This window comes from Fibrobacterota bacterium, assembly GCA_019509785.1.
Taxonomy (GTDB): Bacteria; Fibrobacterota; Fibrobacteria; order UBA11236; family UBA11236; genus Chersky-265.
The window spans coordinates 1-24,056 of sequence record JAEKLQ010000075.1; the positions used below are offsets into that span (position 1 = coordinate 1).

General features: G+C 61.6%; 24 protein-coding genes and 1 tRNA gene. 9 read left to right on the forward strand and 16 right to left on the reverse strand.

Annotated features, from left to right (window positions below; translation table 11 throughout):
* From JF616_20695 to JF616_20710, 4 genes are all read left to right on the forward strand, one after another.
* On the forward strand, window positions 1–2,001 hold a 2,001-nt coding region (locus tag JF616_20695), incomplete at its 5' end, for an ATP-dependent DNA helicase (protein MBW8890180.1).
* Window positions 2,002–2,227: 226 nt separating this feature from the next.
* Window positions 2,228–2,971, forward strand: a complete 744-nt coding sequence (locus JF616_20700; GenBank protein ID MBW8890181.1) for a response regulator transcription factor — start codon at window positions 2,228–2,230, stop codon at window positions 2,969–2,971.
* Window positions 2,972–3,061: 90 nt separating this feature from the next.
* The gene (locus tag JF616_20705; protein ID MBW8890182.1) at window positions 3,062–6,889 is read left to right on the forward strand and encodes a PAS domain S-box protein; all 3,828 of its coding nucleotides are present in this window, start codon (window positions 3,062–3,064) and stop codon (window positions 6,887–6,889) included.
* A gap of 1 nt (window position 6,890) precedes the next feature.
* Complete coding sequence (locus tag JF616_20710; protein ID MBW8890183.1) at window positions 6,891–7,274, forward strand: response regulator; 384 nt, start codon at window positions 6,891–6,893, stop codon at window positions 7,272–7,274.
* Window positions 7,275–7,285: 11 nt separating this feature from the next.
* On the opposite strand, the gene JF616_20715 is transcribed toward JF616_20710, so the two are convergent.
* The 3 genes from JF616_20715 to pip form a co-directional block, all read right to left on the reverse strand.
* Window positions 7,286–7,825 (reverse strand): hypothetical protein, encoded by a 540-nt coding sequence (locus tag JF616_20715; GenBank protein MBW8890184.1) that lies wholly within the window; start codon window positions 7,823–7,825, stop codon window positions 7,286–7,288.
* 51 nt (window positions 7,826–7,876) lie between these two features.
* Entirely contained in the window at window positions 7,877–8,179 is a 303-nt protein-coding gene (locus tag JF616_20720) for a plasmid stabilization protein (protein MBW8890185.1), read from the reverse strand.
* A gap of 86 nt (window positions 8,180–8,265) precedes the next feature.
* Window positions 8,266–9,216, reverse strand: coding sequence for a prolyl aminopeptidase (gene pip / locus JF616_20725; protein MBW8890186.1), 951 nt, complete (start codon window positions 9,214–9,216; stop codon window positions 8,266–8,268).
* Between the two features lie 188 nt (window positions 9,217–9,404).
* Between pip and JF616_20730 the strand changes: the two genes are divergently transcribed.
* Window positions 9,405–10,043, forward strand: a complete 639-nt coding sequence (locus tag JF616_20730; GenBank protein ID MBW8890187.1) for a dienelactone hydrolase family protein — start codon at window positions 9,405–9,407, stop codon at window positions 10,041–10,043.
* 45 nt (window positions 10,044–10,088) lie between these two features.
* Here the strand turns inward: JF616_20730 and JF616_20735 are convergent, their stop codons facing one another.
* Window positions 10,089–10,976: a hypothetical protein gene (locus JF616_20735; protein MBW8890188.1), complete on the reverse strand. Its 888-nt coding sequence runs from the start codon at window positions 10,974–10,976 to the stop codon at window positions 10,089–10,091.
* Between the two features lie 23 nt (window positions 10,977–10,999).
* Between JF616_20735 and JF616_20740 the strand changes: the two genes are divergently transcribed.
* A complete protein-coding gene (locus JF616_20740) occupies window positions 11,000–11,476 on the forward strand; it encodes a DUF962 domain-containing protein (protein ID MBW8890189.1) in 477 nt (158 codons plus the stop codon).
* Between the two features lie 79 nt (window positions 11,477–11,555).
* On the opposite strand, the gene JF616_20745 is transcribed toward JF616_20740, so the two are convergent.
* Window positions 11,556–12,134 (reverse strand): sterol desaturase family protein, encoded by a 579-nt coding sequence (locus JF616_20745; GenBank protein MBW8890190.1) that lies wholly within the window; start codon window positions 12,132–12,134, stop codon window positions 11,556–11,558.
* Window positions 12,135–12,443: 309 nt separating this feature from the next.
* On the opposite strand from JF616_20745, the gene JF616_20750 reads away from it, so the two are divergent.
* Entirely contained in the window at window positions 12,444–13,628 is a 1,185-nt protein-coding gene (locus JF616_20750) for a DUF748 domain-containing protein (protein MBW8890191.1), read from the forward strand.
* 30 nt (window positions 13,629–13,658) lie between these two features.
* Here JF616_20750 and JF616_20755 read toward each other — a convergent pair whose 3' ends face one another.
* Window positions 13,659–13,964, reverse strand: coding sequence for a hypothetical protein (locus JF616_20755; protein MBW8890192.1), 306 nt, complete (start codon window positions 13,962–13,964; stop codon window positions 13,659–13,661).
* Window positions 13,965–14,304: 340 nt separating this feature from the next.
* On the opposite strand from JF616_20755, the gene JF616_20760 reads away from it, so the two are divergent.
* Window positions 14,305–15,393, forward strand: a complete 1,089-nt coding sequence (locus JF616_20760; protein MBW8890193.1) for an acyl-CoA desaturase — start codon at window positions 14,305–14,307, stop codon at window positions 15,391–15,393.
* An 85-nt stretch (window positions 15,394–15,478) separates the two neighbouring features.
* On the opposite strand, the gene JF616_20765 is transcribed toward JF616_20760, so the two are convergent.
* The 10 genes from JF616_20765 to JF616_20810 all read right to left on the reverse strand — a co-directional run bounded on the left by JF616_20765 (window position 15,479) and on the right by JF616_20810 (window position 22,512).
* Window positions 15,479–15,554 (reverse strand) — tRNA-Thr (locus JF616_20765).
* Window positions 15,555–15,684: 130 nt separating this feature from the next.
* The gene (locus tag JF616_20770) at window positions 15,685–16,746 is read right to left on the reverse strand and encodes a hypothetical protein (protein ID MBW8890194.1); all 1,062 of its coding nucleotides are present in this window, start codon (window positions 16,744–16,746) and stop codon (window positions 15,685–15,687) included.
* A 106-nt stretch (window positions 16,747–16,852) separates the two neighbouring features.
* Window positions 16,853–17,215 (reverse strand): hypothetical protein, encoded by a 363-nt coding sequence (locus JF616_20775; protein ID MBW8890195.1) that lies wholly within the window; start codon window positions 17,213–17,215, stop codon window positions 16,853–16,855.
* Window positions 17,216–17,254: 39 nt separating this feature from the next.
* A complete protein-coding gene (locus JF616_20780) occupies window positions 17,255–17,635 on the reverse strand; it encodes a hypothetical protein (protein ID MBW8890196.1) in 381 nt (126 codons plus the stop codon).
* Between the two features lie 109 nt (window positions 17,636–17,744).
* The gene (locus JF616_20785; GenBank protein ID MBW8890197.1) at window positions 17,745–18,188 is read right to left on the reverse strand and encodes an SRPBCC family protein; all 444 of its coding nucleotides are present in this window, start codon (window positions 18,186–18,188) and stop codon (window positions 17,745–17,747) included.
* Between the two features lie 107 nt (window positions 18,189–18,295).
* Window positions 18,296–18,685: a hypothetical protein gene (locus JF616_20790; protein MBW8890198.1), complete on the reverse strand. Its 390-nt coding sequence runs from the start codon at window positions 18,683–18,685 to the stop codon at window positions 18,296–18,298.
* A 10-nt stretch (window positions 18,686–18,695) separates the two neighbouring features.
* Window positions 18,696–20,057 (reverse strand): RNA polymerase sigma factor, encoded by a 1,362-nt coding sequence (locus tag JF616_20795; protein ID MBW8890199.1) that lies wholly within the window; start codon window positions 20,055–20,057, stop codon window positions 18,696–18,698.
* Window positions 20,058–20,102: 45 nt separating this feature from the next.
* A complete protein-coding gene (locus tag JF616_20800) occupies window positions 20,103–20,489 on the reverse strand; it encodes a YciI family protein (GenBank protein MBW8890200.1) in 387 nt (128 codons plus the stop codon).
* A 319-nt stretch (window positions 20,490–20,808) separates the two neighbouring features.
* Window positions 20,809–21,633: a class I SAM-dependent methyltransferase gene (locus JF616_20805; GenBank protein MBW8890201.1), complete on the reverse strand. Its 825-nt coding sequence runs from the start codon at window positions 21,631–21,633 to the stop codon at window positions 20,809–20,811.
* 9 nt (window positions 21,634–21,642) lie between these two features.
* Window positions 21,643–22,512: an aldo/keto reductase gene (locus JF616_20810; protein ID MBW8890202.1), complete on the reverse strand. Its 870-nt coding sequence runs from the start codon at window positions 22,510–22,512 to the stop codon at window positions 21,643–21,645.
* Window positions 22,513–22,597: 85 nt separating this feature from the next.
* On the opposite strand from JF616_20810, the gene JF616_20815 reads away from it, so the two are divergent.
* Window positions 22,598–24,056 (forward strand): FAD-dependent monooxygenase (locus JF616_20815; GenBank protein ID MBW8890203.1); only part of this gene is annotated, 1,459 nt, incomplete at its 3' end.

Sequence of the window (24,056 nt, forward strand, 5' to 3'; positions counted from 1 at the left end):
GCCTGCTTCGAGAACATCCAAGGCGAACGCGAGATCCCCGATCACCCCCTGGTGAGGCAAACCATCAGCGACTGCCTTACCGAGGCCATGGACATCGAGGCCTTGGAACGGATCTTGGCCGACATCGAAGCCGGCCGCCTGAGCATCGAGGCCCGCGATCTCAAGGAACCCTCTCCCCTCTCGCAGGAAATCATCAATGCGCGGCCCTACGCCTTCCTGGACGACGCGCCCCTCGAGGAGCGCCGTACCCGCGCCATCCAGAGCCGCCGTTATCTCGATCCGGCGGACGCGGGCGATCTGGGCCGGCTCGATCCCCGCGCCATCGAAGCCGTGCGCGCGGAAGCCTGGCCCCAGGCGCGCAGCGCGGATGAACTGCACGATGCCCTGATGCTCACCGGCTTCCTCACCGAAGGCGAGATCGCGCCCTGGAGCGACCCGCTGGGGATCCTACAGGCCGAGAGCCGCGCGGCTTGCCTGCGTACCTCCGACGGCCATTCCCTCTGGGTTGCCGCCGAGCGCTTCCGGCAAGCCCTCACGGCGCTGCCGGGAGCGGAAGCCGCCTGGGTCGGCCCGCTCTCGCCGCCGGCCGGGAAAACCTGGGAGCCCGAAGCCGCCATGGTCGAAATCCTCCGTGGCCGCATGGAATCCCTCGGCCCGGTCACTGCCGCCCGCCTGGCCTCGGACGGCCTACCGCGCGACCGCGTCGATTACGCCTTGCTGGCCCTGGAACAAGAGGGCTTCGTCCTGCGCGGCCGCTTTACGCCCGATGCCCCTGATATCGAATGGTGCGAACGCCGCCTCCTCGCGCGCATCCACCGTTATACCTTGGCCAAGCTGCGCCGGGAGATCGAACCCGTCTCCGCCGCCGATTACATCCGGTTCCTGTTCTCATGGCAGGGCCTGGATACGGGGACCCCGGCCGGCGGGATCGACCTCGCCAAACCTTCCGGTCCGGAAGGCGTGGAAGCCGTGCTCTCGCGCCTGGAAGGTTTCGAAGCTCCCTGCGCCGCATGGGAAAGCGAAATCTTCCCCGCGCGCTTGGCGCGCTACGAGCCCGCCTGGCTCGATCTGCAATCCCTGACCGGCGATTACATCTGGGGCCGCGTCCGGCCCGGAGTACAGCCGCAAGGCGTGGAAGGCCGCAAGCCGGGGCCGGTGAAAGCCAGCCCAATCGCCTTTCTCGGACGGGAAAGGTTGGAGGCCTGGTTGGCTACCTCGGACGGCGAAGGCCGCCTCGCGCCCGAACCCGAATCCCCCGCGGCCCTGCGCGTCTTGGCCCACCTGCGCGCCCGCGGCGCGTCCTACTGGCGCGATCTCCTATGGGAGACCGGCCTGACCGTTTCCGAAGCCCGCGAAGCCATCGCCGAATTGGTCTCCCTGGGGTGGCTCACGTCGGACGGGTTCCGCGGTCTGCGGGCCCTGCTCGCCCCTCCCGACAAGGGCCCGGGCCTGGAGCGCGCGGGTCGCTGGTCGCTGTTGCGGGTCGTCGTGGGGTCCCAAGCCGCTCCCGAAGGCGGCGGAACGTCTCTCGCCGGCCCTGGGCCTTCTCCTTCCGGAAACCCCGTGGAGGCTCTCGCGCGCACCTTGCTGCGGCGTTACGGGGTCCTGTTCCGCAAGCTGGCCGATCGGGAAAACCTGGCCCCGGCCTGGCGCGACCTGGTGCGGGCGTTGCGCTTGATGGAGGCCCGCGGCGAAATCCGCGGCGGCCGCTTCGTGGAAGGCTTCTACGGCGAGCAGTTCGCCTTGCCCGAAGCTTTGGCCGGCCTGCGCTCATTGCGCAAGCGCGAGAAGACGGGGGCTTGGGTGACCCTCTGCGCCGCCGATCCCGCCAACTTGCAGGGCATCCTCACGCCCGGGCCGCGCGTGCCCGCAACGCGCGCCAACCGCGTCCTTTTCCGGGACGGCGAGCCCATCGCGGTGCTGGAGTCGGGCGAACTGCGCGTGCTTCCCGGCCATGAGCTGGATAACGCGATGGCTTTACGGCTCAAGTCGGCCTCCTGAGAGCCCCTAAGTTGCCGACCCTTCCGATTTTTGCGAATTTATCTAGACGTCGGCGAATCAGGAATTTTGATTCTGTTGCGCCCGTGAAACAGCGTTCGGCTCTGCCCCGAGGTGATTATTTGATGCGGCGGCTGTTCATCAACTAGATTTCGGTGCGTTGCAGGCGGGCCGGCAGAATTCCGATCCTTTCCCCCTGGCGCCCCGAAGGATCAAGAAAGACACCAGAATGTCGCAGAACCCCCAAGGAAGCAGCACCACCCAGGAGGGCACCACCCGCCCGGACGCCAAAATCCTGATCGTAGAGGACAATCCTTCTTTCCGTAAGATGGTGAAAGTCGTCCTGGAAGAGGAGAAATTCACGGTGATCGCGGCCGAGGATCTCAACGATGTGCTCAACCTCGCCAAGACCCATCAGCCGAACCTGATCCTCATGGACGTGGTGCTCGGCGAGCAAAGCGGCATCGACCTCACCCAGAAGCTGAAGGCCCAGCCTTATACCAGCTCCATTCCCGTCATCCTGCTCTCGGGCGCGCAGACCGACGAGGAATTCCAATTGCAGGGATTCGAGGAAGGCGCGGACGATTACATCCTGAAGCCGATTTCCAACGAACTGCTGGTCGCCAAGGTGCGCGCCGTGCTGCGCCGCTACGCTTCCGCCGAGGAACTCGCGGACGTGCTGCAAGCCGAGGGCCTGGCATTGGACGTGAAGGCCCGCAAGGTGCTGGTCTCGGGCCAACCCATCGCCCTCACGCGGAAGGAATTCGATCTGCTGACGGCCTTGCTGCGCAAGCGGGGCCAAGTCGTTTACACCACCCAGCTCTACCATACCGTCTGGGGCTACGGCGCCTCCGCCCCCGTCGACTCGCATACGGTCAAGGTCCACGTCTCATCCCTGCGAAGCAAGCTCGGCCCCGAGCTCGGGAAGAAGATCGTGAACGTTCCGGGGTTGGGATATCGCTTCGAGAACTGAGGGCCGCCCAAGGTGACGGCGCCGGTTCCCCCCAAGGGGTCGACCCGTCCCAGGGAACGGCATTCGCCGCCCTCCGGCGCCGCTTCCAGGATGCTGGACGCGCTTACCGATCTCGCGGCCCTGGCCGCCCGGGCTTGCGGGGTTCCCGCCGTCCTCATCCGCACCCCTGACTCCGTCTTCGAAGCGATGGCCGCATTCGGCGATGTCCATGCGGCGGATCTGGCGAATCGTCTTGTGATTCCCGTAACGAACGATCCTGAATCTTTCGGCTTGGATACCGAAACGTGCGAACTGGTCCTGCTGGATCGCTCCCCCATCGCGCTCTCCCCGGAAAAGGCGTGCCTGGCGGAAGGACTTGCCCGGCAGGCCGGGGCCTTGCTGGAACTGGGCGGAAACCCCGGCGGATCGGGCGGGGAATCCGGGCCGGAAACTTCGCTCGTCGACGAGCAGTTCCGCGACATCCTGGAGCTCGTCCCGGATGCCATGTTAGTGCACGCCCAGGGCCGCATCCTCTACGTGAATTCGGCCATGGTCCGCCTCGCCGGCGCCAAGGATGCGTCTGCCTTGATCGGAATGCCGGTCACCAGCCTCTTCGCCCCGGAATCCCGCGAAGCCGCCGAGGGCCTCGTCGAGGACGCTTACGAAAAGGGGCTGCCGACCACCCGGCGTACCTACAAATTCCGGCGGTACGACGGGAAGGAAATCCCCTTGGAACTGGCCTCTATGGCCCTCCGCCTGGAAAGCGGCGATTGCCGCCTGGTGGCGGTCCGGGACTTGACCAGCCGCGTGGAAGCCGCCGAAACGCTACGGGAAAGCGAAACGCGCTTCCAGGCTTTCATGGACCAAAGCCCCGTGACGGCCTGGACCAAGGACGGGGACGGGCGCTTCATTTACGCCAATCGCAGTATGCGGGAGTTCCTCGGCGCCCCGGCGCATGGCGATATCAATGCCTATTTCGATGGCTTCCCGGAAAGATTCCGCAAGGAAATGATCGAAAGCGATCAGCAGGTGTTGGAGGGGAAGCCCGTCCAAAGCATCGAACGGTTCCCCGGGCCGGACGGCGCGATGCGCAGTTGGTGGGTCAACAAATTCCCGTTCACCGGCAAGCACGGGCAAAGGCTCATCGGTGGCATCGGCCTGGAAACCACGGAACGGGAAAAGGCGGAAGCGCGCACCCGCGTCTTCGCCGACATCTTCCGGAATATCCAGGTGGGCGTTTTCGTGTGGAAGCTGGAAGGCCCGATCGAAAGCGCCAGCTTCCGCTTGCTGGCCACCAATTCGGCCGCGGCCCGGATGACCAAGCTTTCCATCGAGGATCTCATCGGGAAGACCATGCAGGAGGCCTTCCCGGGGGTCCACCGATCGGGCTTGGCCCAAAGCTGCGCGCAGGTGATCGCCACCGGCCAGTCCCTCGAGCTCGGGGATGCTCCGTGCGGGGGACCCGGCTCCCTCTACACTTCCAAAGTCATCCCGCTGCCCAACGATACGGTGGCCGTGGTCTTCGAGAACGTGACCGAGGAGCGGAAGAACCGCGAAGTACTGCGGCAGAGCGTGGAACGCTTCGAGCTGATCGCCAGGGCCACCAACGACGCGGTTTGGGAATGGAAGCCGGCCGGCGGGGAAACCTGGTGGAACGAGCGCCTCTACCAGCTTTTCGGGTATCCGCCCGGAACCTTGCCCGGCATGGAAGCCTGGGAGGCCCGCCTGCACCCCGAGGACCGCGAACGGGCGCTGGCGTCCCTGCGACAGGTCCTGGAAGATGGCGCCCATACCTGGGTGCGGGAATACCGGATCTCGCGGCTGGACGGTTCCGTCGCGCACATCTACGAGCGCGGCTACGCGCTGCGGGACGAAGACGGCAAACCCATGCGCATGTTGGGAGCCATGCTCGACATCAGCGATCTGAAGCGGGCCGAGGCCGCCGTCCGCGAAAGCGAAAACCGCTACCGGCTCCTCTTCCTGAACAACCCCCAATCCATGTGGCTGTTCGATCCCGGGACCTTGCGCTTCCTGGACGTGAACGATGCCGCCCTGGCCCGCTATGGCTACACCCGCGGGGAATTCCTCGCGCTCAGCCTGAGGGACATTTGGGTCGAGGAGGACAGGCCCAAACTGGAACCGGTGATCGAGGAGTTGCGGCGGAAGCGTTCGCTCAGCGGGGTGCGCCGGCATCGCCTCAGGAACGGCACCGTCGTGCATGCCGAGGTCTTCTACCATTTCATCCGCTTCCCCGACCAAGACGCGGTTATCGCGCTTTCCAACGATATCACCGACAAGCTCGAAGCCTTGGAACGCTTGCGCCATAGCGAAGAACGTTACCGCACCTTGGCCGCCATCTCCCCCGTAGGCTTATATCGGGTCGATCTCAAGGGCCGATGGATTTTCGTAAACGAGCACATGTGCCGCCTCCTCGGCCGTAAGCCAGGGGAATTGGTGGGATCCGAAGCCCCTCCGATCATGCATTCCGACGATGCCGATTGGGTGAAAGAGGCCTGGTATGCCGCCCAAGCGGAAAAGCGGCCGTTCCACGCCGAGTACCGCGTCCTGGCCAAGGACGGCCGGATCATTTGGGTGATGGGAAACGCCCTGGCCGACAAGGCCCCCGACGGCACACCCATCGGTTTCGTAGGAACCATCACGGATATCACGGAGCGTAAGCAGGCGGAGATCCTCTTGGCCTGCCAAAAGCGGACCCTGGCCCTCATCGCTTCGGGCCTGCCCTTGCAGGACGTGCTGGAAAGCCTGGTGCAATCGGTGGAACGGGAGTCGGCGGGCGGGATGGGCGCGGTGCTGCTATTGGACGACCCGGCCGGGAGCCTGGCCTGGACCGCGTCGGCGGCGCTTCCGGAAGGTTTCCGTTCCCGTTGCGGCCCGATCCCGTTGGGCGAAGCCGGCGGCCCCCTGGGCCTTGCCGCCGAGCGGAAGGAATCGATCGTGTCCGCCGATTTGCCGCCGGATGGAACGGGACATCAGGGCCCGGCAAGGGAATTCGGCCTGCGCGCGTGTTCTGCCCGGCCCATCCTGGGATCCCACGGGGAGCTTCTGGGGGTTTTCGCTTTCTTCTACGGCCAGGCGGGCGAACCGCCCGCCTACGACACCCAACTCATGGAGACGGCTTCGGATCTGGCCGTGATCGCCGTCGAGCGCCATGGCCAGGAAGAGATCGCCCGCAAGAACCAGGATTTGCAAGAGCAGAACCTGCGCATCCTGGAAGCCAGCCGCATGAAAAGCGAGTTCCTGGCCAACATGTCCCATGAGTTGCGCACCCCGCTCAACGCCATCATCGGCTTTTCGCAATTGCTCATCGACCGCAAGGTGGGCCCGATGAACGATAAGCAGACGGAATACATGGGCGATATCCTGGACGGCGGGATGCATTTGCTCCGGCTCATCAATGACGTGCTCGACCTGGCCAAGATCGAGGCCGGCAAGATGCAACTCTACCGCGAGGAGATCAGCGTGGCCCAGGCCATGCGGGAAGTCTGCGACATCCTCTTGCCCATGGCGCTCGGGAAAAACGTAACGGTCCGGCACCAGGCCGGGCCCGGCGCGGACGAGGCCTTCTTGGACGGCCGTAAGGTCCGCCAGGTGCTTTACAATCTGGTCTCCAACGCCATCAAGTTCTCCAAGCAAGGCGGACGCGTCGAGGTCCGTTCCCGCGCCGATGGCCACGGCGGGCTCACCTTGGAAGTCGCCGATCAGGGCATCGGAATCCACCAGGATGACTTGGGTAAGCTTTTCCAGCAATTCCAACAGCTCGACTCGGGATCGGCCCGGCACTATCCGGGCACGGGCCTGGGCCTGGTCATCACCAAGAAACTGGTCGAGCTGCACGAGGGAACGGTCGCGGTGGAAAGCAAGCCGAACGTGGGGAGCGTTTTCTCCGCGCATTTCCCCCTCGTCCCCGGTGAGGAGTGATTTGACCGGCCGCATCCTCGTGGTCGACGACAACTTGGCGAACCTGAAATTGGCCGGCGATCTCTGCGAGTGCGAAGGATATCAAGTGGATCGGGCCCAAAGCGCGGAAGGGGCCTTGGAAGCGATCGCCCGCCGCCGCCCCGATCTGATCCTGATGGACTTGGCCTTACCCGGAATGGATGGGCTATCCCTGACCCGCGCGCTCCGCGACCGCGCCGATACGCGGCACATACCGGTAGTCGCCCTGACGGCTTTCGCGATGAAGCATGATGAGGAAAGGTCCCGCCAGGCCGGCTGCGACGCCTACCTGGCCAAGCCCATCGATACCCGGGCCCTCCCGGAATTGCTCTCCCGCCTGCTGGCGCGGCCGTCTCTCCCGGCCTAACCGGGGTATCGTCACGGCACGATGATATCGCCGCGATAACGCCGGAAGCGGCCAAGCCCGAAATCGAAATCCATGCGCCACAGGAAACGGCCTGGCCCGACCAGCTTCCCTTGATCGTCCTTGCCGTCCCAGGCTACGTAGGAACTCACGCCGCGGTTCTTTTCGCCTTCGGTCCGATTGAAGATGGAGAAGCGCGTGGAAAAGGTCCGCACCGTATCGCTATCTGCGTTGACTACGCGGACCGTCAGGGAGTAGCAGGAGGTGGTGGTAATGCGTATCGCCGCCGCGCTGCCGGCCGGCATGGTATCCGCGCTGGCCGATCCCGCCGGGAAAACCTCGGCGCAGGCCGCGGCGCTGAAGGGGAATTCATCCAGGGTGGCTGTGGTATCGAGGATCCAAGGGCCGGGAGGGTCCCCGGAATAAGGCGATGCGGGGTCGCCATCGCAGGCGCTCAAGCATGCCGTCAAGGAAACGCCTGCGAGGGCGAATAGGGACAAGCCTATGGTCGTGGCCACGAAGCCGGCGGACCTTCCGTTCCGGGAACGTTGCATGCCCCAATTGTACTTCGCCGGAGGCCGGCGGGCAAAGGCCGCGAGGGCGGACTAACGGGAATGCGCGGCGCGCGTGCGGGCGGCCTTGCGCGCGGATGCCGAGCGCGCGGACTTCGATCGCGCCCCTGCGGCCCGGCCCCCCATTTTTCCGCCCTTCTTGGCCGGCGCTTTGTTCTCCGCCTTGCCGCGGCCCGATCCGCGTTTCTTGCCTCCGCCCGTGCTCTTATTGACCGTGGCCCAAGCGCGCCGCTCCGCCTCTTTGTCGGGCACTCCGCGCTTTTCGTATCCCTCTTCGATGTGTTCGGCCTGACGCTGCTGCTTGTCCGAGTAAGCGGACTTCTCGCCTCTAGGCATGTGAATCCTCCCTTGCTTCGGGTGGTCCCGTTTCTTTCAAGATAAAGTTTTGACGGGACGGGGGATCGGCGGCGACCCTGGAGCAATCAGCGGCGGAAATCGTCGGTCGCGCGCACCAGTTCCCGCATCAGGCTCGGCTCGGTAGCCGAATGCCCGGCATCGGGAACGAGGCGGAACTCCGATTGCGGTAGGGCGCGATGCAGATCCCAGGCGGACTCGGACGGGCAGGCCATGTCGTAACGGCCTTGGATGATGAGCGTCCGCAGGCCCGCCAGGCGGCCGGCGTTTTCCAAAACGTGGTTTGGCGCGGGAAGGAACAACCCGTTGCGGCAATAATGGTTCTCGAGGCGCGCCAGCGACAGCGCCTGCCGGTCCGCCGACATTTCCCGCAGGAAGGCCTCGTCCGGGATCAATTTGCAGACCGAAGCCTCCCAAAGGCTCCAGGCCTGGGCCGCGCGCATGCGTTCTACCGGGTCCTCGGAAACGAGGCGCTTATGGTAAGCGGTCATGAGATCGCCGCGTTCGGAGGGCGGGATGAAGCGAAGATAGCGTTCGAAGGCTTCGGGGAAGATGCGGGAGGCGCCTTCCTGGTAGAGCCAATGGACTTCGTGAGGGCGGCCCAGGAAGATCCCGCGCAGGATAAGGCCGGAAACGCGCTCGGGCCAGCGGATGGCGTAGCACAACCCCAGCAGGCTGCCCCAACTCCCGCCGAACACCAGCCATTTCTCCACGCCCACCGTGGTCCGCAACATCTCGATGTCGTTGAGGAGATGCTCGGTCGTGTTCTCTTCCAATTCGGCCAAGGGTTGGCTGCGCCCCGCCCCGCGTTGATCGAACAGGATCACGCGGTAATGCGCGGGGTCGAAAAAGCGCCGATGCTTGGGTCCGATTCCCGCCCCGGGCCCGCCATGCAGGAACACCACCGGCACGCCCCGGGGATTGCCGACCTCCTCGAAATAAAGGGCATGAATGGGGGATACCTGCAAGGTACCCGTGCGGTAAGGTTCGATTTCGGGATAAAGCACGTCTTCGGCCATGCGGCCTAAAATAGCATTACCATCGGCCCTGACATGGGCTCCGGAATCCTTTGGGGAAGCGGCTTTCCATGTTTTAATTGTTAGAAGAGACCCCGCCCTGAGTCGTCCGAATTCGCGATCGGAGGAAATCCCGCGGGGGTGCTCCAAGGGGGTAGCCCATGCTGATGCAGGAAGGATTTTCGGAAGGAATGCCGATCCAAGTGCCTGCGGGCACTTCCATCCTCGACGCCGAATTACAGGTCCCGGAAGGCGCGAGCGGACTTATCGTTCTGACGCAAGCGGGCGGGCGCCCGCGCTACGCGCAACGGGTGCAGAGCCTAGCCGAATGCATGCTCAAGGAAGGCTACGGGATCCTGATCATGGATCTGCTCACCGAAGAGGAAGCCGAAATCGGCAAGGACGCGGGCGAAGCCGAGTGCTTCGAAGAATCGATGCTCGACGAGCGTCTGGACGATTCCCTCACGTGGTTGGGGGATCAACCCGAAACCATGGGACTGGCGTTAGGCTTGTTCGGGATCGGACCCGGGGCGCGCGCCATTTTCCCGGCCGCCGCTTCCCATGCCGTTGAGATCGCGGCCCTGGTGGCCGCGGGGATGGACGTGCCCCCGGAAGCCCGGGCCTTGCGCGCGGTCCGCTCCCCCGCCCTCATTATCGCGGGAGAGCAGGAGGGCCCGGAATCGGACGCGGCTCGCGTAACATACGGTCTGATCCCGGCGCGTAAGCGCATCGAGATCATTCCCGGATGCTCGCTGGGACGGGAAGATTCGCGCACCTCGGAAAAGCTGGCCCGCTTGGCCTGCCACTGGTTCGGGCAGAACATGCGTTAGGCCTGCGCGCCGGTTCCAGGGTGGGACCGGAAGGAAGCCGCGCGGCTACATTCCGTAGGTGACGTTGAAGCGCAAGGAGCGGCCCGCGCTCAAAGGCGCGGAGTGGGTGGAACCGTTCGGCAGCCCCACCTCTTCGGTTCCCCACACCAATTCCTTGTACTTGAGACGCAGGTAGGTGTTGGCCCCGATCGCGTACTGGAAGCCCGTTTCCAGGCCCATGGTATCGTACTCGAAGCTGGCGTCGTCCTTGAGGGCGAAGAACTCGAGGTTGAAGCGCACGCCCGCGGTGAAGCACAATCCGGGCGACAGGAAACGTCTCACCTCGACGTAATCGGCATCCCACTTGAGCTTAGTCCGATCGCTTACCCGCCATTCGATGAAGATGAGAGGATAGGGAACGGCCTTATGGAAATACTGCTGCACGTCCAGTCCCAGTCCCCAGTTGAATGCCGTAGATATGGTCCAGAAATGCGAATAGATCCACTCCGTATTGAAATCCATCAGCCCCATGTCGGCGAAATCGCTGTTGATCCCGAGCGCGCCCATCACCAGGGAAGTCTGCCCATTGCGCCCGTTCCAGGTGGCGCCGCCGCTCAGCCAATAGCGCTGGAGCATCCCATCGTTCAGCTTCGCGCCCTGGTACACGATGTCGCGATCCATGAGGGTGCTCTTCATCTCGCCGAAGAACTCCGTGTTCCCGATTTTGCCGGCGGGGAAGGACAATTGGCTGGCGATGCGCCAGGCGCGATTCACCTTGGCCGGGGCCAGGGCCGGCCCCTGGAAGCGAGTGCCGCCAAGGGCGGGATAGGGCTCGAACTCCAAGAAGGCGAAATCGATGGCCGGATCCTGGGCCGAAAAGGCGTTCTCCGACGCCTTAGGAAGTCCCATATGGAACAGCGCGATCGCGCCTATGCCTATCGCTTTGATCCGCATACGTCGAAGGGTATACTCATAGAATGAAGCCGCTCAGCGAGCAACTGGCTTTTTATCGGTCCTACCACCGGTCCTTGGGATGTAAGGCTACTCATTTTTTCGGCGTTCCGCTCGTGACATTCGCTATCCTGGTGGCCTTGGGATGGCTGTCTTTCCCCTGGCCCGGGGGGCATTTCACGGGAGCGATGGCATTCGTCCTGGGGACCCTGCTCTATTATTTCCGATTGGACGCGCTTTTGGCAACCCTGATGACCCTGATAATGATCCCGACGGTTTGGGCCGCCGATTGGGCCTCCAGGCTTCCGTTTCCGGGCACGCTTTGGGTATTCCTAGGGTCCCTGGCCTTAGGGGTGGGTTTCCAGGCCTGGGGCCATATCCTGGAAGGGAAACGCCCCGCCCTGGTCGATAACTTCTTCCAGGCCGTGTTCACATCCCCGTTGTTCCTATTGATCGAGGCCTTGGATAGCTTGGGTTGGAAGCTGCGACGCCCGGCTGCGTAAGCAGCGGCCTCCCGCCATGGCGCAGACCATGGGGATAGCGCAGGCCAAAGGGATAGCGTAGGCCGGGGCGACGGGTCGGCTACTTGTGGCCGACGGAGGTCAACGACCCCATTTGCTCTTCTGACCTCTGGGCGGGCGCAGGCTTGCGGTAGCGGGTTCCGAAAACCACGTCCCACATGCGCATGGTAACCCCGTAGTTATGATCCGGGAATTGATGGTGCACGCGGTGGTAGGCCTTGAGCTTACGGGACCAGGTGGAACGTATGACCCAATGATGATGGCTATGATGCACCACGGAATACCATACGAAGCCGACCAGCCAGCCGGCCACGACGCTGGCGAATCCGTGAACCCCCCCGCGCACGGTGACGCAATACCATAAGGAGAGCATGGTAGCCGTGGTAATGAACCAGGGCATGCCGATCAGCTGCTGGGTATCGATATGGTGGATATGATGGCCTTCCCCGAAAATCCCCTCCGGCTGATGGTAGATCCAGCGGTGGAAGCCGTATTCGGTGAAGCCCCATAGGATAAAGCCGATGGTAAAGGCGGCGCAGGCTTGCCAGAGGCTCACCCCATGGGTCAGCTCCCAGCCCAGGAAAAAGGCCGCGGTGGAAAAGTCGGCGACAAAGGCGAACCAGTAGTTAAAGGTGCCCATGGCGAAAGCCTTTAACAGCCTGCGGCGCGTCTCAGCGTCGGAAATAAGGCCTTGAAGCATTCAGCGACGTCCTTCCAGTTGCCCGACCGGAAAATCGGAAACCACGGGCGGGCCGCCCGAATCGACCACCATATTTAACAAGAAATGGGGCTCATTCAAATAGGTTCCGGATTAACGTTGGTGCCTTATTGACGAGGGAACGGCCCAAAAAAGTTGCCGCGACGGTCAAAACGGCATTCCAAGCCGAGCCGGACCCCGAGGGAGGGTCTTGGCCTTGCGATAAACCGGATAGATGCATTGTTTGGATTCATGATCATCCCCCATGAGAACCGGAAAAGCGCGGGCGTCCGGTCGCGCTCCGGGAGCCGAAGCCGGAAGTGGCTGATCGCTTTAGCCATAGTGGTGGCGGTTCTGATCGGCCTCCGCCTCGCGCTCGCTCCGGTCATCCTGCATATCGCGAACCGGAAGCTGGATCAGATCCCGGAATACCGCGGGCACATCGGGGGCGTGGAACTGGCCCTCTTGCGCGGGGCCTACCAAATCAAGGACGTTTCCCTGCGCAAGGTGGAAGGCGCCTCCACGGCCCCCTTCTTCGCCGCCGATCTGGTGGACATTTCCGTGGAATGGGGCGCCTTGCTTCACGGGAAATGGGTGGGCGAAGTGGAATTGCATGGGCCACGCCTCAATTTCGTGGTGGCCCAAACCAAGCAGTCTTCCCAGACCCATATCGATTCCTCCTGGGAAGATCGCAGCAAGGAGCTCTTCCCCCTCGACATCAACCGCTTCACGATCCATAACGGCGAAATCCATTTCCGCGACTTGACCCGCACCCCCAAGGTGGACATCCACCTGGACCAAATCGAGGCCTTGGCGAAGGGGCTGACCACGCGCCCGCGCGGAGGCGAAGCCCTGCCCGCGACCTTCCACGCCACCGGTAGGGCCATGAATCATGCCAAGCTGCGCCTGGACATAAAGCTCGACCCCTGGGCCCGCTACCCCACCTTCGATATGGACGGCGAGCTGACCGGGCTGGAGTTGAAGACGCTCAACGACTTCCTCAAGGCCTACGCCAAGGTCGACGCCGAAGGCGGCTCGTTCTCCCTCTACACCGAGATGGCCGGGGACAACGGCAACTTCAAGGGCTACGTGAAACCCATCCTGAAGGACGTGAGGATTTTCTCCCCCGGCAAGAAGAACGAAGGCGGCCTACTGGAATCGGCCTGGCAGGCCTTGGTCGGCGGCGTGGAGGAAGTCCTGGAGAATAAGCAGAAGCATCAATTGGCCACCCAGGTTCCCTTGGCCGGGAAGTTCAAGAATCCCAGCGCCGGCATCTGGGCTTCGGTCGGATACCTGCTGCGCAACGGTTTCGTCCGCGCCCTAAGCCCCAGCCTGACCCACTCCGTGAGCTTCCTGGACGTGAGCGGGGGCAAGGACGCAGGCATCACCCCCAAGGACGCGAAGAAGGCGGAAGAGAAGGCGAAGAAAGAGCCTTAGCGCCCCCGCGGGCTTCAGGCTCCTAGAAGCTTAGGCTCCTTTGCATCCCCCCAAGCCCTTGCATTCGTTCTTGCCCTTGCAATCATGGGCCTTGCCCATCTTCGACTGATCCATCCCCATCTTCTTGGCGGCGGCCTTGAGATCCTTCTTGGACATCTTGCATCCGCCCATTCCCTTGCATTCGTTCTCTCCCTTGCAGCCGTGCTTGGCGGGCATGGCGGCGGAAGAGTCCCCGGCGGCAGGAGCGCTGACGCCGGCTTCCTGCTTATTGGTCGCGGGGGCCTTGTCCTCGGCGAAGGCGGCGTTGGCGAGATAGCCTGCGGCGATGCCGGCGATGGCGAGCTGGGCGAGCGAATTGAGGGAGAAGGATTGGGGCTTCATGGAAAGGTTCCTTTCGTGCGGGGGTAAATCAGGTCCGCTGCGCGTCTGTCCCGGGTAGCCATGGGATGTTACGGGACGTTTTAACATTCTTGAGGCGAAATAGAGGGAATGCGCCAATCGGAATGGACAGCGGGCGATTTCGTTTACGGTTACATTGGCCGGTACTTTGGTATACTGAAGAAGCCTTTGGAAGTTTCCCTCCGAATCGCTTAACGGCGTAAGAGACCGGATCCGACAAGGTATACAAGAACAATGGATTCCCCGGTAAAGCCGCTGAACCATGGAGGTTCGGCAGATGGAAGTTGGCGGGAAACTCAAATTCGGCAAAGCCGATGATTTTCAAAGCGAATTAAAGCGGCGGGTAGACGAATATTTCCGGACCACGGGGCGGCGTCAGCGCGATTGCCCGCTCATGTACGTGAAGACGGGAATCATCCTCTCCGTATACGCGCTTTCCTACGTCCTTCTGGTCTTCTACGCGACCGGGTGGTGGCAAGCAGTTCCCTTGGCCATCCTTCTCGGCTTGACCACGGCCGAAATCGGCTTCAACATCCAGCACGACGGTTCGCATCGGGCCTATTCCGACCGCCAGTGGATCAATAAGCTGATGGCCATGACCTTGGATCTGATCGGAGGCAGCTCCTACATCTGGCATTGGAAGCACGACATCTTCCATCATACCTACGTCAACATCACCGGCCACGATGCCGACATCGACATCGGGGTGTTCGGCCGCTTGAGCCCGCATCAGAAGCGTTACCCGTTCCATCGCTGGCAGCACTTCTACCTGTGGCCGTTGTACGGGGTCCTCGCGATCAAATGGCATCTGTTCGACGATTTCCACGACGTCATCAAGGGGCGAATCGGGGAGCACCGGGTCCCGCGGCCGAGAGGCCGGGAATGGGTACTCTTTTTCGGAGGCAAGCTGGTTTTTTACGGCCTGGCCTTCGTTATCCCCATGCTGATCCATCCGGTAATGACGGTGCTCTTCTTTTACGGAGTGGTGGCGGTGGTAACCGGAATCGCGCTCAGCATGGTCTTCCAAGTGGTCCACGTAGTGGAAGAGGCGGGCTTCCCCATGCCCCGGCCCGATACCGGCTGCATCGAAAATACCTGGGCGGTCCATCAGGTGGAAACGACGGTGGACTATGCCAGGAACAGCCCGAGCGTGATCTGGCTGGTCGGCGCGTTGAATTTCCAAATCGAACATCATATGTTTCCCCGCATAAGCCACGTAAACTACCCGGCCATTTCCGGACTGGTGGAGGCGACTTGCCGGGATTTCGGCGTCAGATACTCCGAACACGAATCCTTCCGGGCGGGCCTGGCCTCGCACTTCCGTTGGTTGCGGCGCATGGGGTTGGCCGCCCAGACCACAGGCTGATCGCCCTCATCACAAATTTAAGTGGTCGGAAACTTTTCCTTTGGCATACAGGGGGGATCGGGGGAAAAAAGCTTGGGGGGGAGAATGGAGCCACTTCCCGGAATTGAACCGAGGACCCACGCTTTACGAAAGCGTTGCTCTACCAACTGAGCTAAAGTGGCGTGAAGGGGGAATTTAACCAATTATACGGTTTTTCAAAAGGGGAAGGCGCCAAAACGGTTCAACCGCGCCGCCGAAAAAATAGGGATCCCGAATCCTCCCGGCCCCGCAGGGCCGGGAGCGCAAGGAATGCTATTGGAAGAACTGGGTGTGCTGGATTGATTCGGTACCGGCAGCATCGTTGTCTATGAGCACGATATTCCCAGTTTTAAAGCCATCCGACAGCGAAACGAAGTAAGGGAATACCCTGGAACCATTGACGAAGGAAATGATGTTACCGTTGGACATCCCCGTACCGAGGCTGTTCATGATGACATACAAGTGTGGATCGGCCAAAGGGACGCCAATAATGGGGCCTACCGGGTCGGCGTGGAAATCATTGGCCCCCCGGCTATTGTATACGAGCCCGCCGAGTTTGCGAATGGGATTTTGGATGAAGAAGTCGCAAGTCGGACAGCTCGGCCGGATGAGATCCATGTTCAAAGAGACTGTTTTCGCAGAGCTGGAGTTGCTGTAAGGATAGACCATCACCATGAAATACCCGTTTTCCCCGGCTTGGAAGGTGTAGTTGAAAAAGGAGGAGAGATCGCCGGGCCCCGCATCGTCGTTCCAAGCGAGGATCTTGAAACTCGCCTGGCCTAATGCGGGAACGACCCCATTATTGATGAAATTGGAATTATTGAATTGGATCAGCACCGCGACGGGATCCGATGTGCCGACGTTGATAACGTTCAAGGACGTCGCACGAAAAACCACCTCATCGCCCGGAACGGCATGGAAAACGAATTTCGAAATCTGGGCGCAATTCCCCGTTGCGGTAAATACCTGAGTGGAGGCGGCCTTCCCCAGGGCCGTCGCGTCCTGGGGCTTCACCTCTTCGGCTGAAGCCGCGGGGAAGCCGAATTTCCTGTCAAGGGCAACAAGACCTTTATCGAAAGAGTCCTCCGATCCGGCCTTGAGCTTCTGTACTTCAAGGGCGTAATCGGGTTTGCTGTCCGCGCGCGTTTCATTGGGGGCTTCTTGTTGGCACCCCAACAAGGCGAGAAGAGTTCCGCTCAGACAAGCGGCGCCAGAGATATTGAGAATTCGGTTTATTCGGTTCATGGGCCCTCTATCAGCTATGGTTTGCTTATTGCCGGACGGATGCGAGGATCTCGGGGAAACGCCCCCTTTATTCGAACGCTCCCGTGTCATTGGATGCTCGAGTTCGATTTCTTGACTCGGGATGCGGAGGGGGCTCCTCGATTGGGCATTCGGATCAGCCTGCCCGCGCGGTCGCCTTTTTTACGAGCGAGGCGGTTTATGCTGGCAAAACCAGGGCTATCATAAACCCGTCGTAGCCTTTCAGCCCAACCGTCTGGATCACGGTCGCGCTGAGGCGAGGATTTCGGCCGATCTCTTCCAGAAACCTTCGAACGCCAACCACATTCTGGTCCATGCTCCGCGCGTCCGCCACGGCCCCGTTTCGAACTACGTTGTCGCCCACGATCACGGTCCCAGGGCGCGAGAGCTCTAGGGCCCACCGCAAATATTCCGGATTGTTCGGCTTGTCCGCATCCAGGCTAACCAGTCGGCTTGGCACCAGAGTCTCAATGTATCGATCGACCTCATCCCATGGATTCACGCAGCCGCCCTCCTTCGACCAAGTCCAGCCCCCGAAAATTTAGCCCGCTCGGGAGCCAGCCCAACGGGCGTAAGCCCCCTACTTGTTCGGCTCCTCGTAAAAATCGCAAGCACGGATCTCCAGGCCTCCCGCGAGGTATCGGGATATATGCGGCCCGGGATGCTTCATCGAAACCGCGAGGGCTTCGTCCATATCCTTGGCCTCCACGATGAAAAAGGCTCCCGCCTGTTCCTTGGCGTCGACCCAGGGGCCTTGGGTCACCTCGGGTTTGCCGCCCTTGGGCCCACGGATGCATTTCCAGGATTCTGGTTTGCTCTGGGAGGCGACGAAATCCACCTTGCCGGTGGCTTTGAATTCGATATCGTGGACCTTGCATTCGGCTATCATGGCCTCGAGCTTGTCCTTGGGCATGGCTTCGAATTGCTTCACGTCGTAGTAGCAGAGGACGAGGTATTTCATAGGGTTCTCCGGTTAGGAGGGCCTGTATCGGCCCTTCACCAGATAGTCGTTCGCCCCTCGCGGATTCGACATCGGGGGGCCTCGTCACCCCCCTCTGGCCGGTAACCGGTTAGTCAGGGATTTCGGGTTCGACCAGCGCCTTGAGTTGGCTGAGCGACTCCTGCCAGCCCAGGTAGCAGGCCTCGGGCGGAATCGCGTCCGGCACGCCTTCTTGCGTAATGGTTATTTCCGTCCCCACGGACACCTTCTTCAGGTTGACGGTAACCTGCATTTCCCCCGGCAGGTTGGGATCGTCGAACTTGTCCGTGTAGCGGATCCGCTCGGGCGACAATTCCGCGAATTTTCCTCCGAAGGAATGACTATTTCCGGTGGTGAAATTCGTGAAGGACATCTTGTAAGTGCCCCCGACCTTGGCCTCGTGGTGGTGCATCTTGGCGGTGAAGCCGTTGGGCGGCAGCCATTTGACCTTGGCGTCGGCGTCCACGAAGGCCTTATAGACCCGTTCGGGCTTGGCGGTAAAGACGCGATGCAGACGGATGGTATTGGTACCCATGTTACTCTCCTTCGGGCAGGCTCCCGGAGCTGCATTGCGCCGGGATTCGCCCATATCCAAACGACGATCGAACCAGGCCGGAATCGACACGGTCCAAAATAAATCGTTCAGTTCGGCATAGCGATGGTTTTGGCCCGGCAAAATTCGATTGGGCGGATTTCGATGCCCCACCCCATGTTTTCGCCCAGGTTGGCGGCCGGATGCATGGAAGCCAGCTGAATGGCCTCTTGCATGTCCTTGGCTTCGAGCAGGAAGAAGGAACCCAGTTGTTCCTTGGTTTCGACATAAGGGCCATCGGTGACGGAAGGCTTGCCATTTTTGGGCCGCACCGACACCGTGGCCTTGGTGGCGGCCAGGGAGGCCACCATTTCCATTTTGCCGGTGGCATTCAAAGCCTGGTCCAGCGGTTCGCACTTGGCTACGACCGCTTTTAAATCGTCCGGAGACATGGCATCGAAAGTTTTCTCATGGTAATAGGCGAGGGCCAGGAATTTCATCGGGACTCCTTCAGGGTGATGGTTCGAGTTCGGAAAGACGTTGTTCCAGGAAGCGCCGATCGGGACCTTGACCGGCCAGCGTCAACGCGCGTCGATAGGCCGCGGCGGCCTCTTCTTTACGTCCCAGTCGCCGCAGCAGATCCGCCCGGGCCGAATGGGTCAGATGGTATTCGCTCAGGGCTTCGCGCGAGGGCGAATCGTTCGCCAACAGCCCGTCGATGATGCGGAGGCCCGCCTCCGGACCGTCCCGCATGGCCACCGCCACCGCCCGGTTCAGTTCGACAATGGGAGATGGATCGGCGCGCAGAAGCACGTCGTAGAGCCCGGCGATTTGCGCCCAGTCGGTGGCCTGGGGCGTGGCGGCCTCGGCATGCACGGCGGCGATGGAAGCCTGCAAGGTATAGGGCCCGAAGCGCCGGGACAAAAGGGCCGCTTCCGCCAAGTCCGATCCTTCGCGGATGAGATCCTGATCCCATAGGGCGCGGTCCTGGTTCTCCATCAGGATCAATCCGCCGGCGTGGGAGATGCGGGCGGCCCGACGGCTTTCGTGCAAGAGCATCAATCCCAACAACCCTTTGGCCTCCGGTTCGGGAAGCAATTCCACCAGCAATCGCCCCAAGCGGATGGCCTCGCCGGAGAGATCGGGCCGGGCCACTGCGTCCCCGGAGGACGCGGAATATCCTTCGTTGAAGACCAGGTAGAGAACGCGCAAGACCGCGTCCAGACGCTCGGGGCGCTGCTCCGGGGCCGGCACCTCGTAGGGGATGCGGGCCTCGCGGATCTTGGCTTTGGCCCGGACGATACGCTGGGCCACGGTGGTGGCCTCCGTGAGGAAGGCCCGGGCGATGGCCTCGGTCGTAAGGCCGCAGACTTCGCGCAAGGTCAAGGCGGTCTGGGCATCCGGAGCCAAGGCTGGATGGCAGCAGGTGAAAATGAGACGGAGGCGATCGTCTTCCAAGCCCGCGTCTCGCGGGCCGCCCGCGTCCGATGGGCCGCCCACTTCCCGCGTATCGTCCACCTGCGGACCCCCGCCTCCCTGCACGCCCGACGCTTCGCCGTTTTCCCCCTGCAACTCCGCTTCCCCTTCGAAATGCTTCGCCAATTCTTCCGCGCGTTCGTCGAACCGGGCGCGCCGCCTAATGCCATCAATGGCCTTGAAGCGTCCCGCGGAAACCAGCCAGGCCCGGGGATTGCCGGGCACGCCCTCCTTGGGCCATTGCTCTACGGCCGCCCGGAAGGCCTCATGCACCGCCTCTTCGGCGAGATCGAAATCCCCCAAAAGCCGGATCAAGGTGGCCAGGATACGGCGCGATTCCAAGCGGTAGACTTCGTCCACCTTGGCCAGGGCCGATCCGCTTTCCGCCTCACCCATATCCTTCCTCTTCGCTCCAATGCCCCGCGCCCCCGCCCGGGATCCTCAGGCCCGCACGGCCTCGGTTACTTCGTAAAAATCGATGGGCCTTATCTCCAGAGCGCACCCCATCTTCTCCCCCACCCTGGCCGCCGGATGCTTGGAGGCCGCCTGAATGGCTTCATTCAAGTCCCTCGCTTCCAGGATGAAGAAACCGCCCAACTGTTCCTTGGCCTCTATATAGGGCCCGTCGTGGAGGACGGTTTTGCCGTTGAGGGGCCGCAAAGTGGTGCTGGACCGGGTCGGCGCCAGGGAGGCGATGAGGGCCAAATGCCCCCCTTGCCGCAGGTCCTCGTCATGGGACTTGCACTTCACGCCCATCTCCTCGAGCTCGGCCTTGGACATGGCCGCGTATTTCCTCTCATCGCCGTAGGCCAGGCACAGGTACTTCATGGGAGCCTCCTTTAATAGGCGATAAGGGCAAAACTCGCTCGCCGACCTATTGTCGAAGGCCGATCGGAAAATCGACAAAGTTCATCGCGAAAAAGAAAGGGTATGCTACCTTCCTGGTTGCCGCTCGCGGCATCACCTCACCCAACCTATCGGAGCCGATATGTCCAAAGAAAGAAACACGAAAAAGGAAACCAAGAAGACCCCGGTCAAATCCATGAAGGAAAAGAAGGCCGATAAGAAGGCGAAGAAGGCCGGCAAGTAAACCGGATCGGGGGGCATCGCCGCCTTGGCATGCCCCTCCCTTTTGCGCTTTTTAGGTTCAAAAGCGGTATCGGAGCAGACGAAGCATGTTCCTGAAGGCGGGAACCAAGGCCAGCGCCCGATAAATCAAGCGAGGTTTCAGCGGCAGCGACTTCACGCCGCCCGCCCGGAAAACGGATAAGTCATCGACCCGCTGGAATCCCGGATTCATCCTGTCGACTTCGCGAACATCATCCACCGCCCATTTGTGCTCGGCCCCGGTGGTTTCCTTGAGTTTGGCTTTCCCGGATTTGATGGCGAAGGAATTCATGACATCGAATACCATTTGACCATGTGTGAAATGCTTCGTCAGGCGCCCGAATAAGGCGCGCACGTCACCTTCACTCAAGTACTCCAACAAGCCCTCCGCGATAATCATCGCCGGCCTGTCATTCGGAATCGAGGGTAACCAGCCCGCTTCCGTTACCGAAGATGCGATCATGCGGTAGTTTTCCGAGTCCGAGAAGAATCGTTTTCTCAATTCGATTACTTCCGGATAATCCACATCGAACCAGCTTACCTTCCGTGCGGGCTTGATCCTGGAGATCCGCGTATCCAATCCGCAGCCCAGATTAAGGACAATCGCATCCGGATTCGTTTTCAGGAACCCATGGATCCAATCGTCCATTTGCTTGGCCCTGACCACCATGATATTCCCGTTGCCGGGGCCGTTCAGCTTTTCGAAATCGTAATCGATCGCGCCGACCATGGCGTTGGCCTTATCGTCATGCAGGATCGATCTATCCGACCGGCTGTCGAGAGCCTTCGCGTAAAGCGTGATCAGCAGGGTGGCTTTTGCTTCCGTGAGCTGAACTTTATGGAGCTTGGCTTCCGAAGCGCTCATAGCCACGCCCTATAGATTGAGTTTTCTCGATCCCAGGTATTTCACCATGGCCGGATCCCGGTGATCGAAGAAAAGGCTCTTTTCCGTATCCAAGGACTTGATGGCATCCATGTCCTCGGCCGCGAGTTCGAAGTCGAAGATGTTGAAGTTCTCGACAATCCGCTCTTTGCGCACCGACTTGGGGATGGCTACCACGCCCCGCTGGATGAGCCAACGCAGGATGACTTGGGCGACCGTCTTCTTGTGCTTGGCGGCGAGGGAAACCAGTACCGGATTCTTGAAGATATCGTTGCGCCCCTCCGCGAAAGGTCCCCACGACTCGATCTGGACCTTATTCTCCGCAAGGAATTTATGCGCGGCGATCTGCTGATGGAAGGGATGCGTTTCAATCTGGTTGACGGCCGGAACCACCTGGCTATGGACGATGAAATCCATGACCCGATCCGGATGGAAATTGCTTACGCCGATGGCCCGCACCCGGCCCTCGCGATAAACCTCTTCCATCGCCCGCCAGGCGCCGAACACGTCCCCGTAGGGCTGGTGGATGAGGTACAGGTCCAGATAATCGAGGCCCAGCTTCTTAAGCGATTTTTCGAAGGCCCGTTTGCCGCTCTCGTACCCGGCATCCTGCACCCACAACTTGGTTGTAATGAATAGCTCCGCCCGCGGCACGCCGCTGCGCTTGATCGCCTTGCCCACGGCTTCTTCATTCATATAGGAGGCCGCCGTATCGATGAGGCGATAGCCGGCGTCGATGGCATCGTAAACGCTACGCTCGCACTCCGCGGCATCCGGCACTTGGAAGACGCCGAATCCCAACATGGGCATCTCCACGCCGTTGTTCAGGGTCACCTTCGGAACGGTTTCCGTTTGTTGCATGTTCGAACCCCAGCCCGAATAAATTTGGTGCAAGGGAAACTAAGCCTTACATTGGACTTGGGCAAGAAATATCGGGGAGGAAGCCATGAGCGGACATGCGGTAATCATCGCCGGCGGGGGCCCGACTGGCATGACGTTGGCGGGCGAACTGGCCTTGGCGGGCATCGACGTCGCCATCGTCGAACGGCGCGCGGGCCAGGACGTCCTCGGCAGGCGCGCGGGCGGACTGCACTCCCGCACCATCGAGGCTTTCGATCAACGAGGGATCGCCGAACGCTTCCTCTCGCAGGGAAAGGTGATGCAGATCGTAGGCTTCAACATGGTCCGGCTGGACATGAGCGACTTCCCCACCCGGCATAACTACGGCCTGGCGCTGACGCAAAAGCACATCGAACGCATCCTGGCCGAATGGATCGACGGGCTGCCGGTGACGATGTATCGCGGATGCGAAGTAGTCGGATTCGGGCAGGACGACTCCGGCGTGAACGTATCGATCTCTGACGGCCGGACGCTCCGGGCCCAGTATCTGGTCGGCTGCGATGGCGGCCGCAGCCTGGTCCGCAAAACGGCCGGCATCGCCTTCCCCGGCTGGGACGCGACGACAAGCTGGCTGATCGCGGACGTCGAATATGCCGAAGAACCGAAATGGGGCTTCCACCAGGACGCTACCGGCACTCACGCCCTGGGGCGGTCGGAGGAAGCGGGACGCATGGGCGTGGTCCTGGTCGAGCGGGAAACCGAACATGGTGGGGAACCGACTTTACGCGATCTCAGCGACGCGCTTGTGAGCATCTATGGAACGGATTTCGGGGCTCGCAATCCTTCGTCGATTTCACGGTTCACCGATATGTCACGTCAGGCCGCAGCCTATCGCGACCGGCGCATCCTATTGGCGGGCGACGCAGCGCATGTGCATCCTCCGATCGGCGGACAGGGCCTCAACATAGGCGTCCAGGATGCGATGAACCTGGGCTGGAAGTTGGCGCAGGTGGTTAAGGGGATATCGCCGGAGACTATCTTGGATAGCTACCAGGCTGAGCGCCATCCGGTGGCCGCGCGAGTGCTGCGCACTACGATGGCGCAGGTCGCGCTGCGCCGTCCGGATGAACGCACCAAGGCCTTGGGCGATTTTATTGCGGAATTGGTTGTAATGGAGGAGCCGCGCAAACGGATTGCCGCGGAGATGTCTGGTTTGGGGATTCATTACGACCTTGGCGCGGGGCATCCTTTGCTTGGACGGCGTATGCCTGACCTCGATTTGATGACAGCGAGCGGGCCGGTGCGGGTGTTTACACTACTACATGATGCGCGAGCGGTGCTGCTGAACCTTGGGGAGCCTGGGGTGATTGACATTGGGGCTTGGGGGGAGCGGGTGAAGATGATCGAAGCGAAGTATGAGGGTAAGTGGGAGCTTCCTGTGCTTGGGGTGGTAAACGCTCCGTGGGCCATATTGATTCGGCCGGATGGGTATGTGGCTTGGGCGGGAGGCGGAGGGCGGGCGGGGCTGACTGAGGCGATGGAGACTTGGTTTGGCGGGGCGGGCG

Excerpts from the sequence above, each read along its gene's own strand:
- JF616_20720 (MBW8890185.1), bottom strand. The coding sequence starts at position 8,179 with ATGCCTAGAGGCGAGAAGTCCGCTTACTCGGACAAGCAGCAGCGTCAG.
- JF616_20730 (MBW8890187.1), top strand. The coding sequence starts at position 9,405 with ATGCCGATCCAAGTGCCTGCGGGCACTTCCATCCTCGACGCCGAATTA.
- JF616_20745 (MBW8890190.1), bottom strand. The coding sequence starts at position 12,134 with ATGGGCACCTTTAACTACTGGTTCGCCTTTGTCGCCGACTTTTCCACC.
- JF616_20740 (MBW8890189.1), top strand. The coding sequence starts at position 11,000 with ATGAAGCCGCTCAGCGAGCAACTGGCTTTTTATCGGTCCTACCACCGG.
- JF616_20760 (MBW8890193.1), top strand. The coding sequence starts at position 14,305 with ATGGAAGTTGGCGGGAAACTCAAATTCGGCAAAGCCGATGATTTTCAA.
- JF616_20770 (MBW8890194.1), bottom strand. The coding sequence starts at position 16,746 with ATGACACGGGAGCGTTCGAATAAAGGGGGCGTTTCCCCGAGATCCTCG.
- JF616_20715 (MBW8890184.1), bottom strand. The coding sequence starts at position 7,825 with ATGCAACGTTCCCGGAACGGAAGGTCCGCCGGCTTCGTGGCCACGACC.
- JF616_20750 (MBW8890191.1), top strand. The coding sequence starts at position 12,444 with ATGATCATCCCCCATGAGAACCGGAAAAGCGCGGGCGTCCGGTCGCGC.
- pip (MBW8890186.1), bottom strand. The coding sequence starts at position 9,216 with ATGGCCGAAGACGTGCTTTATCCCGAAATCGAACCTTACCGCACGGGT.
- JF616_20795 (MBW8890199.1), bottom strand. The coding sequence starts at position 20,057 with ATGGGTGAGGCGGAAAGCGGATCGGCCCTGGCCAAGGTGGACGAAGTC.
- JF616_20800 (MBW8890200.1), bottom strand. The coding sequence starts at position 20,489 with ATGAAGTACCTGTGCCTGGCCTACGGCGATGAGAGGAAATACGCGGCC.
- JF616_20785 (MBW8890197.1), bottom strand. The coding sequence starts at position 18,188 with ATGGGTACCAATACCATCCGTCTGCATCGCGTCTTTACCGCCAAGCCC.
- JF616_20735 (MBW8890188.1), bottom strand. The coding sequence starts at position 10,976 with ATGCGGATCAAAGCGATAGGCATAGGCGCGATCGCGCTGTTCCATATG.
- JF616_20700 (MBW8890181.1), top strand. The coding sequence starts at position 2,228 with ATGTCGCAGAACCCCCAAGGAAGCAGCACCACCCAGGAGGGCACCACC.
- JF616_20705 (MBW8890182.1), top strand. The coding sequence starts at position 3,062 with ATGCTGGACGCGCTTACCGATCTCGCGGCCCTGGCCGCCCGGGCTTGC.
- JF616_20805 (MBW8890201.1), bottom strand. The coding sequence starts at position 21,633 with ATGAGCGCTTCGGAAGCCAAGCTCCATAAAGTTCAGCTCACGGAAGCA.
- JF616_20780 (MBW8890196.1), bottom strand. The coding sequence starts at position 17,635 with ATGAAATACCTCGTCCTCTGCTACTACGACGTGAAGCAATTCGAAGCC.
- JF616_20790 (MBW8890198.1), bottom strand. The coding sequence starts at position 18,685 with ATGAAATTCCTGGCCCTCGCCTATTACCATGAGAAAACTTTCGATGCC.
- JF616_20810 (MBW8890202.1), bottom strand. The coding sequence starts at position 22,512 with ATGCAACAAACGGAAACCGTTCCGAAGGTGACCCTGAACAACGGCGTG.